The following is a 10,692-nucleotide window of genomic DNA, read 5'->3' on the forward strand; positions in this document are numbered from 1 at the left end:
TATAAAATAAAAACAATTCAACATTAAAATCAGCAAAATTAATAAGATCAACCTCACAGAAAAATTCATACAAGAAAGATAACCTCCACCTTAGCTTTTATTTAAAGACAAATATTAAGCAAGCAACAAGAAGACTAACATTAATTAATATTGGATTAGACTTGTTAAAATAAATATTGAACAAGTTAAAAATAAACTATTAATCAGTTTTTAATTGAATAGGTAATAATATGATCCCAGAAATTGGACATTTACTCTTAATAATAGCCACTGGGTTATCATTATTGTTAGCTATTATTCCTATGATGGGGATATATAAGAGAAATGATTATTTGGTGAGTTATTCACGCCCTATCAGTAATATGATGTTATCGGCTTTTATGGGCGCAATAATATGCCTAGGTATTAGTTTTTTAACCAACGATTTCTCTGTCGCTTATGTTGCTGACCATTCAAATACACAACTAGCGCCTTTTTATAAAATTGCGGCGATATGGGGCAGCCATGAAGGCTCTATGCTGTTTTGGGTCAGTGCAATTGCTCTATGGACAGTAGTCATAGCAAATACTGCTAATAAAGAAGATCATCAGTTCTTTATTCGTACGGTTTCAGTTTTAGCTGCCATTATTTTTGGTTTTAGCTTGTTTATCATTTTCACTTCTAACCCGTTTATGCGTTTATTGCCGAATTTCCCAATAGAAGGTCGCGACCTTAACCCTATTTTGCAAAATATCGGCTTAATCATTCATCCACCTTTACTGTTTTTAGGTTATGTCGGGCTCACAGTATGCTTCGCCGCAGCTGTGGCAGTACTCATGGGCAAACAGTTTTCAAAACAACACGCCCGTTACTTGCGCCCTTGGGCGATATTGGCATGGGTATTCTTAACAGGTGGAAATGCATTCGGTTCATGGTGGGCATATAACGAACTAGGCTGGGGAGGATGGTGGTTTTGGGACCCTGTAGAAAACGCATCATTTATTCCATGGTTAGTTGCTACAGCACTCGTTCATTCTGTGATTATGAGCGAACGCCTAAGCCAATGTAAAAAACTGACTCTTTTCTTAGCCATTCTTGCTTTTTCATTAAGTTTGCTAGGCACCTTTATTGTTCGTTCAGGCGTCGTGCAATCAGTACATGCATTCGCCGCTGACCCTACTCGAGGCATGTCTATTCTACTATTACTACTGGTGTTTTCAGGCAGTGCTCTAGCGTTATTTGCTGCGCGTTCCCATCACATTAAGACCACTGATAAATTTGCCTTACTTTCTCGCAATAGCCTGATATTGATGGGTAACTTACTGTTAGTCGTAGCGGCTTTATCGGTACTTTTAGGTAGCTACTATCCAATCATTTATCGCGTCATCACAGGTGTCACCATCTCGGTTGGTGCACCTTACTTCAACAGTATCTTTGTGCCCATTTTAGTCATACTTAGTTTGCTTATGGGGCTAGCACCGTTACTACGCTGGCAACTAGATAAAACGAGTAACTTGAAAGTGCCGGCATTATTATTTGTCATTTCAGTTGTATTAGCAGCCATCATCAACCAATCGTTTGAACAAGCTAATGCTTGGTTCTTTATTGGACTAATGTCGGTGACTTGGTTGGTACTCACCTTAATCATTGCCATGATCCAACATCAATTGCATGCCAGCTCTTTAATACAAACTCGCCGTTTTTATGCTATGTGCGTTGCTCATTTGGGCGTCGCAGTCGCTATTTTTGCTGGTACTGTGGTATCAAACCTCGAGCAAGAAGAAGTGCTAAGCATGGGGCCAAACCAAGGACGTGAGCTTGCCGGATACACTTTCGTATTCGAACAAACCCAACAAGTATCGACCAACAGCTATGATGCACTGCAAGCCAATATTCGCATTACAGATGATGAAGAAAATATTGTTGGTTACGCATACCCACAACGCCAAACATTCAAAACCAACGGTATGCAAATGTCAGCGGCAGGAGTGTACTCCACTATAGGGAAAGACTTATACGTCTCAATGGGAAATCAACTTAATGAGACAGAATACCTCATCCGCATTAGTTATAAACCTATGGTTAGTTGGCTGTGGATAGGCGCTTTATTAATGATGCTAGCTGGATGTGGTGTTGTTCTTGGGTGCAGAGAACAAAGCGTTCAACAAAGCACGACTTCACATGTAAATAGCCACAGCTCCAAGAAACTGCGGGAGGCCACCTCATGAATCAATTAGAACGCGTCTTCAATATATTAACTAGTCCAGTATTAACTTTGCTTTTAGCTGTCTGGCTTATTTGTTTCGCGTTGACTGCCGATGCCAATACGGACAACAAACAATTTTCACGTGCTCAATACTCTGCCGATGAGAAGCGCCAGCTTGGTTTTGAAATCGCTCAAGAGCTGCGCTGTCCTTCTTCAGACAATCGCAATTTATTTGATTCAGAAACCCAAATAGCTAATGAGCTCAAGGGACATATTTTTAAAAAGCTCGACGAAGGTCAATCTAAACAACAAATCATTGATTTTATGGTTGCGCGATTTGGCGAACGGATCCGCTACACCCCAAGCCTTAAATTAGGCACGTTAGCGTTATGGGTTATTCCATTTGGATTAATTCTACTTGCTGCCATTGGAGGCATCGCTTGGATCAGAAAACAACAAGCCACGACTGAAACCACATCTTATGAGAATTATTATGAATAAATTACTACCACTAACCATGCTATTACTCACAGGCAGTCTTCACTTAAATACCGCAGCAGCGCCAAATGATGTCAAGGTTTACCAAACTGGCGAACCAGTGCAAAAACCAATGGTGATGTCTCGTTTTGTTGAACTTAAAAATGCTAGAAAAATTAAAGACATTGATTTTAAAGATCAGCAGCAAAACCCGGTAAATTTAGAGCAATACCAAGGGAAATTGGTCATGGTCAATCTATGGGCAACTTGGTGTGCTCCCTGCATTAAAGAGATCCCTGCAATGCAAGATATTAAAGTGCGCAATCAAGATAAAGATTTCGCTCTTGTGCCTATTTCCATTGATGAAGACCCAAGCAATATCGCTCCCTTTTTTGCAGAACACGGTTTTGAAGATTACGCCACTTGGATAGACCCTGAAAAGAACATTGATTACATCATGCCTGCTGACTTAATACCGGCTAGCTTCATCTTAGACGGTCAAGGCAATCTCGTTGGCTTTGTTCGTGGTTACATTGATTGGACAGATGACGGCGTTCAGCCATTTATAGACGATCTTATTGCTAAATATGCTCATAAATAACGGCATCAGTTAAACAGTTTCATCATCATAAAAGGTTAATTTTCAACCTCCGCTCAATCCCTGTTAACCGAGCGGTTTTTTTTATTTATCACGGCGGCGATATCATTTGATAGCGCCGCCGTCTGTCTTGTAGAACTTAATGTAATTCATTACCATAATCGCCTATTTCTATTTTCTAGGCTTATTGAACCATGAAGTTATCTGTTTTAGACCAAGCAACATTTGACCACCTATACCGAGATATCAAACAATTCCGCAGCACTTTTGATTTACCTATCGAAGATGCGACAAGCCTAGATGATAAAGCGGATACCCTTCATACCTCACTCATCATTGAAGAGTTAACAGAACTAGCTGAAGCTGATTGCCGTGTTGAGCAAGCTGACGCCATCATTGACTCGGTTTATGTGCTTATGGGGCGTTTAGTACATTTAGGCGCTAGCAAAATCACTGACCGCATAGAAATTAGCTACTTAGTTGATTTGCTTTTATGTGTGGCTAACAATCGTGAGATTAACTTTATTGAGTGTTGGGATGAAGTCCACTCAAGCAACATGAGTAAAGTGTGCCGTAATGAGCAAGAATTAGCCGAAACAGTCGCGCATTATGCCAAGCAAGGCGTTGAAATTGTTGGCAGCACCAAAGGCGAGTTTATCATTGCCAAGTGCGCAAAAGACGTAGAAATGGCGGGTAAAGTCGTTCGCCAAGGTAAGGTATTAAAATCCGTTTATTACCGCCCTGCTGACTTAGAGAACTTAGTGACGAACTAAATACCATTCGCGTAACTACTTAACATAATAAAATGCGCTCAACCTTAGGTTGGGCGCATTTTTGTATGTTGAAAATGAAGATGTAGTTACCGCTAAGCCTCTGCTTGTTGTTGGCAGTCTTCGATAACTAACTTCAGCAGCTGTGGTTTATCAAGCACTAATAGCAATTGTTCAATTGGCTCAGGCATTTGTCCCATGGCGCCAAAATATCGCTGAGTTTGCTTAAAGTCGACAATCACATTGGCAGTATCACCGCGACCAACAAATAAGATTTCTTCTGCAGTACTTTTAGCCGTTTCAGCGATAGTCACTGATTTAATATCGTTGATATCAACCATGAGTAAGCCCCACATACTATTGTTAACCACCAATTTTTCATCGTGCATATACAGTGAGTAATGACGAGATAATCTGTAGTTGGCAATAAAACTCAAAAAGCCATAGCCCACAATCGCTGACACTAATACCGCAGCAATTTCACTCCAATCCACCAATAATAAATACGCGATGGTAGAGCCTAAAAAACATAATGAAATCATTAACCACATGAACCACATATTGGCGCTAATTAACCTAATATTGGCTATTGCTTTGGGGTGGTTAGCACTAAATTTAGGGATACTGTAAAACCAATTAGCCGCTTCACCCGCCATTATCATGCCCACCATTTGGCTTTTCTCATCCTTATTCATGTTCAATGCTTTTATTCTCGGATCGCCTTTGAGTTTTCTCGCATGCCATAACCCTTTCACCACACTGATGAGCAAATACATTTCCAGTAGAATGATAATCACTATAACCGGATATTTAATCCACATCATAAATTCAAAATAGCTGGCAATTTCTGGCGGAAAACTCAAACGAGCCATCAACGCACTCAAACTTAGAATCATCAATATTTTCCATGGTTTTTGCTGACCAATATTGATAATCGCTATCCAATACAAGATCGGTAAAACCAAGAAATACAGTGCAGACATTCCACCGACAATTGTCATCTCATAAGCACTATTAAGTTGCTCTGGTAACACCTGAAAACCGATGACATAACTGATAATAGCAAGGGCTAAAAAGCCCAAACGAAATTTCATAGAACGTTTCACAATACACTCCTTGTAACGCTAAAACGGTGAGGTGGCTGATTGTTGAGATAATTGATTGTTGAGATAATTGATTGTTGAGATAATTGATTGTTGAATTCGCAGATTAGTGCAAAGCCAACCTATTTTGCTGAGGCAGAAACCAGCTAAGACCTTGTATCGCGGCCGTTGGAAATGCCATGCTATGATCCGCTTCGGCAATGACCTGTAATTTGAGATTAATCCCTTGGGTCGCCGATAGCCTATTTTTTTGCTCCAAGATGGCTTTAAATTCCTTCGCATCATTAACCATATCATGGCCAAAATCAGTCAACTCAGCCGTTTCGTATTCGCCAATGGCAATAAACACATTGGCATTGATGCTTTTAAGCATAAAGTCACTGGAACGAAACTGCTTCATCAGTTGTTTGTCGTTAAACCAAAATGATGGGCTACTCAGTAGGTAATTACTAAACAGCTCAGGCTGAGTCAGCAAGCTATATGCGCCAAACAACCCACCTAGAGAGTGACCCACAAGGGTGTTTTGGTTCGGAATAGTGCGATAGGTTTTATTAATGTGGGGCATCAATTTATTAGCGATAAAACTCAAATGTCGCTCGGCTTCACCCGTCTTACGTTTCCAGCCTTTATCTGCACTAGGTGTATAGTCACGAATACGACTGGCGGCTGGGCTCATACCTTCTTGCCAATCAATGCCGACCAAAATGGCTTGCTGCATTTGGCGCATATTCATTGGCAGACGAGTAACACCTGAAACCACTTGAAAGTTATACATGGCATCAGTCATATAGATCACTGGGTAATACTGAGCGGGATCGTTCTCTTGATAGCTATTAGGTAACTTAACAAACACCTTATAGCTTCTATCTGAGTCTTCTAAAGTAAACGACGTGGAGTTAGGAATGGAAAAGGCATCATCAGCCTTTACTGGTGTCGCTAAGGCTGATAAAAACAGCCCGGCTGCCGCTACAACCAGCAATAAAAAAGTGTGCATCAGCTATCCTTGTTGATGTTGTTTTAGCGCGATTTATTGGTGCTGAGTCTCATTTAAGCTCAGCCTTCTCCACGCTATTGTACCGTTTTTGGCTGATAGTTTTTAATTTATATTAGTAGGGCAACATATAATCAGCGGCTAAAGCCATAAATAAGGCGAATCCTGCCCAGTTATTATTTAAAAATGCCTTAAAACACAGCGCCCGTTCGCGGCCAAAGATCAGATACTGCTGATAACCACTAAAAAGAATAAATGTGCTAATGCCAATGCCGTAAAACAAACCACGTTCAGCTGACCAACCCGCTAAGATAAAGAAAACTAAAGCCGCTAGTTGAAATAAGGCTATCCACTGGCGATCGTAGCTGCCAAATAAAATGGCAGTAGACTTAATGCCAACTTTTAAATCATCATCCCTATCAACCATGGCATACATAGTGTCGTAAGCTACAGTCCAGCACCAATTAGCAGCAAATAACCACCACGCCTCAACAGGCACATAACCAAGTTGGGCGGCATAAGCCATAGGTATTGACCAACTCCAGACGATGCCCAAAAACATTTGCGGCATATTGGTCACCCGTTTCATAAACGGGTACATAATGGTGAGAATAATCCCCACCACAGAAAGCTTAACCACCAGTGGATTTAAAAATAACACCAAGCTAAACGCAATCAGCGCCATGACGATAAATAACATCAGCGCTTCTTTGCTGCTGACTTCTCCAGAAGCTAATGGTCGATGTTTAGTACGCTCAACATGAGCATCTAATTTTCTGTCGGCAAAATCATTAATGACACAGCCGCAAGCTCGCATGATAAAGACACCGAACACAAAGATAACTAATACCTTCATATCTGGCATACCGCCAGCCGCTAACACCAGCGCCATTAAGCATGGCCACATTAGCAATAATGTACCGATGGGCCTGTCTAAGCGCGTTAAGCGCTGGTATATCGAAATTTTCTGCTTTAGTGTCCATGAGGATACTGCCATGGCTAACTCACTCCCACTTTTTGAAGTTTATTCACTTCTTATTCGCCATTCTGGGTTGGCGTTATTTATGTGTGTTTGCCAAATGAATAATCTAACATGCTAAGGGCGTTTTAAAACACTTGTTTATCGTGGATATAGCGACAATGGTCACCATTTGCTCAAAATCTCGTTCCAATACCAATTATTCTAGCTACCCCATATCAGATCATTTGGCTCAGAATAGCTAAACAGCCCTTCACCAACTGAAAAAGCTGCTTTGGATCTATATACCGTCTAGCAAGACTCTAGCTTTGCCAGTGATACCAATAACCACTTACTGCCAAAATCCGTAAAGTTAACCTGAACTCGGGCTTTATCAGCTGTGCCTTCAAAGTCGGTCACGATTCCCTGACCAAACTTAAAGTGCTTCACTTTTTGACCGACTTTAAAGCCACTGTCATTAGCAATTGATTGGCGTGGTACGTTAAAACGACTGCTCATTGAGGGCGCCGATACCGACGCTTTCATACGAATTTCTTCGACGTATTCCGATGGGATTTCACCAATAAAACGTGAAGGACTGGCATAATCTTCACGGCCATAAATACGACGAGACTCAGCATAACTGATGTAGAGTTTTTGCATCGCTCGGGTCATTCCCACATAACATAAGCGGCGCTCTTCATCTAAACGGTCACCTTCATCCAACGCCATTTTGCTTGGGAAAATACCTTCTTCAACCCCAGCCATAAACACCATTGGGAACTCAAGCCCTTTAGCTGAGTGCAAAGTCATTAACTGCACCGCATCGGTAAACTTATCAGCTTGCCCTTCACCTGCCTCTAATGCCGCATGGGATAAAAAGGCATTTAACTCGCCCATATCTTCAAGCTCTTCTGGCATTTCAAAGCTGCGTGCTGCAGTAACTAATTCATTTAAGTTTTCTACACGTGACTGGGCTTTTTCGCCTTTTTCAGCTTCGTACATAGCCCGCAGACCCGAACGCTGGATCACGGTGTCAGCCATGCTATAAAGGCTCATATCGCTAGTGTCGGTACGCATACCAATCACTAAGTCCATAAACCCATTAACCGCATTTGCCGCTCGGCCTGTTAATACTTTTTCTTCAATAAGTCGCACGCTTGCTTGCCACATGGTCATTTCTTGCTGACGGGCAGTAGAGCGAATGATTTCTAAGGTGCGATTACCAATACCACGAGTGGGTGTATTAACCACCCTTTCAAAAGCAGCATCATCATCTTTATTGTTGATAAGACGCATGTAACCCATGGCATCTTTAATTTCTTGGCGTTCGAAGAAACGTAAGCCACCGTATATTCGGTAAGCTAAGCCCTTATGCAATAAGGCTTCTTCCAGTACACGCGACTGCGCATTAGAGCGATATAAAATAGCGCAATCGGCAAGATTGCCGCCACTAGCATGCCATTCAGCCATTTTACCGACAATAAAGCGCGCTTCATCCATTTCGTTGTAAGCGCAGTAAACTGATATCGGCTCACCGGCCTTATCTTCAGTCCACAGTTTTTTGCCCAAACGTTCAGGGTTATTGGCAATTAACTCATTCGAGGCATTCAAAATGTTGGCTGTAGAACGGTAATTTTGCTCAAGCCTGACGGTATTTGAACCTGGGAAGTCGGTTAAGAAACGATGTAAGTTTTCAACTTGAGCGCCGCGCCAACCGTAAATTGATTGGTCGTCATCACCCACAATCATCACATTGGCCGATTTACCTGCTAATACACGGATCCACGCATACTGAATCGCGTTGGTATCTTGGAACTCATCAACCAAAATGTGCTTAAAGCGTTCTTGATAATGTGCCAACACATGAGGTTTATTGAGCCATAATTCATGGGCTCGCAGTAAAATCTCAGCAAAATCCACCAAGCCTGCGCGATCGCATGACTCTTGATAAATCTTGTAGATGTTTAATAAGTTCTGCTCAATAGGAAAGCCGCCTGCATCAATGTGCTTTGGACGTAATCCTTGGTCTTTTTTGCCATTGATATAACCTTGGCATTGACGTGGTGGATATTGCTTTTCATCTAAATTGAGGCTTTTAAGAATACGTTTCAATAAACGTAATTGATCGTCAGAGTCGATGATCTGAAAGCTTTGCGGTAAGTTCGCATCTTGATAATGGGTACGCAGTAAACGATGGGCTAATCCATGGAAGGTACCAATCCACATGCGGCCCATATTCGTGCCGACGACCTTCTCAACCCGCTCGCGCATTTCTGCCGCCGCTTTATTGGTAAAGGTTACCGCTAAAATGGAGTATGGACTTTGTTGTTCAACCTGCATCAGCCAAGCAATACGATGGGTTAATACCCGCGTTTTACCACTGCCTGCCCCAGCTAAAACGAGCATACTTGAAAGCGGTGCACCCACTGCTTCGCGTTGCATTTCGTTTAGGCCATCTAATAATGATGATACGTCCATTGGTCCTCCCAAAAATCAAGCGGGCAGTATATCAGTTCAATGGCATCTGATCCTAGGGTGCAAAGAGGCTTAATCGTATAAGCACGGATAACAAGCGATGAATACCTCACTTGAGGTCCATTGATCGTCAAATTAAGAAGGAGATAAATAGGTAATTATGCGTTTATTTTAAAGTTTGGGTTAACGTCGTGGTGCTCTCTCTATTTCCAAACTCCGTTTGGATTAACGTCGTGGCGCTTCGCCCACACCAGAGCAAGAAGGGTGAAACTGCTCACCCCTCTTGATTCTTTATAAACCATAGTCCCAGCAGCTCCGGCGAAATTTTAACAGCAAAATTTCCAACGGAGAATCATCCAGTTTTAAACTTCGTTTGTAGTTCTAACGTGTTTGTGCCCCCAAAGTTTGTTTTATTATTTTTGAAAAAAAAATCAACGTCGTGGCGCTTCGCCCACACCAGAGTCAAGGGGGAAAGCGCTTGTCCCCCTTAACAAACCCTCAGCGCCCCTAACGAAAAATGCTGAAAAGCGCATGGTTTTCGATGGGGATTGATCCAGCTTTAAACTTCGTTTGTATTCCGCTTCGATCATCTTCAAAAATCACTAACGCTTCCGATGGAGGCGTCCCTTCCCCTCGAAAACTAGCCTGACATCCATGTCAGGACTCACGCGATTCTCTTGATGTTCTCAAGCCTACTTGATACACAAATGAAGCTAAATCGAAGAAGTAATAATCCCAGTGTAGATGCAGCAGCGAGCTTCCAAAACATGGATGTTTTGGCAGAGCTTACAGGGACGTACTTGCAGTGTCTCGCAGTTGTATCTGCACATAAGCCTGCGGCAGGCAATGGATTAGATTGAAGTAGTGATCTTCTTTAACCAACCCAATATAAATGAAGTGAAAAGTCAGTGGTTATAACACGTTTATGCCACAAAGTTAGTTAGAACCAAAGCTCTATTTAACAATGCTTATCTTCGTTTTCCATAAACATTTAAATGAAATTGCTTTTTACAGTTGCCATCCTTACAGCCTAGATTGCACAATCTAATGAACTGTTTTTATATACAGGTATAATGGGATTTGGCTTAATTTAAATCAAACAGCTCATCAAATAAGTCTAAAGTCGTAATTC

The 10,692-nt window shown here is 41.7% G+C and carries 8 protein-coding genes; 4 read left to right on the forward strand and 4 right to left on the reverse strand.

Annotation, left to right across the window (positions count from 1 at the left end):
• Positions 1 to 230: 230 nt before the first annotated feature.
• The 4 genes from K5Q58_RS20000 to K5Q58_RS20015 all read left to right on the forward strand — a co-directional run bounded on the left by K5Q58_RS20000 (position 231) and on the right by K5Q58_RS20015 (position 4,033).
• Positions 231 to 2,207, forward strand: a complete 1,977-nt coding sequence (locus K5Q58_RS20000) for a heme lyase CcmF/NrfE family subunit (RefSeq protein ID WP_220755614.1) — start codon at positions 231 to 233, stop codon at positions 2,205 to 2,207.
• On the forward strand, positions 2,204 to 2,686 hold the full coding sequence (locus K5Q58_RS20005; RefSeq protein ID WP_220755615.1) for a cytochrome c-type biogenesis protein: 483 nt from the start codon (positions 2,204 to 2,206) through the stop codon (positions 2,684 to 2,686). The genes K5Q58_RS20000 and K5Q58_RS20005 overlap by 4 nt, the downstream gene beginning before the upstream one ends.
• Positions 2,679 to 3,263: a TlpA disulfide reductase family protein gene (locus tag K5Q58_RS20010; protein WP_259651407.1), complete on the forward strand. Its 585-nt coding sequence runs from the start codon at positions 2,679 to 2,681 to the stop codon at positions 3,261 to 3,263. Before K5Q58_RS20005 ends, K5Q58_RS20010 begins: the two co-directional genes overlap by 8 nt.
• 191 nt (positions 3,264 to 3,454) lie before the next feature.
• Positions 3,455 to 4,033, forward strand: coding sequence for a nucleoside triphosphate pyrophosphohydrolase family protein (locus K5Q58_RS20015; RefSeq protein ID WP_220755617.1), 579 nt, complete (start codon positions 3,455 to 3,457; stop codon positions 4,031 to 4,033).
• A gap of 92 nt (positions 4,034 to 4,125) precedes the next feature.
• Here K5Q58_RS20015 and K5Q58_RS20020 read toward each other — a convergent pair whose 3' ends face one another.
• The 4 genes from K5Q58_RS20020 to uvrD all read right to left on the reverse strand — a co-directional run bounded on the left by K5Q58_RS20020 (position 4,126) and on the right by uvrD (position 9,563).
• Positions 4,126 to 5,136, reverse strand: coding sequence for a hypothetical protein (locus K5Q58_RS20020; protein WP_220755618.1), 1,011 nt, complete (start codon positions 5,134 to 5,136; stop codon positions 4,126 to 4,128).
• A 103-nt stretch (positions 5,137 to 5,239) separates the two neighbouring features.
• The gene (locus K5Q58_RS20025; RefSeq protein WP_220755619.1) at positions 5,240 to 6,127 is read right to left on the reverse strand and encodes an alpha/beta hydrolase; all 888 of its coding nucleotides are present in this window, start codon (positions 6,125 to 6,127) and stop codon (positions 5,240 to 5,242) included.
• A 112-nt stretch (positions 6,128 to 6,239) separates the two neighbouring features.
• A complete protein-coding gene (ubiA, locus tag K5Q58_RS20030; RefSeq protein ID WP_220755620.1) occupies positions 6,240 to 7,121 on the reverse strand; it encodes a 4-hydroxybenzoate octaprenyltransferase in 882 nt (293 codons plus the stop codon).
• 273 nt (positions 7,122 to 7,394) lie between these two features.
• Positions 7,395 to 9,563: a DNA helicase II gene (gene uvrD, locus K5Q58_RS20035; protein WP_220755621.1), complete on the reverse strand. Its 2,169-nt coding sequence runs from the start codon at positions 9,561 to 9,563 to the stop codon at positions 7,395 to 7,397.
• Between the last annotated feature and the right edge of the window lie 1,129 nt (positions 9,564 to 10,692).

Source organism: Shewanella sp. KT0246 (assembly GCF_019654955.1).
Lineage (GTDB): Bacteria > Pseudomonadota > Gammaproteobacteria > Enterobacterales > Shewanellaceae > Shewanella > Shewanella goraebulensis.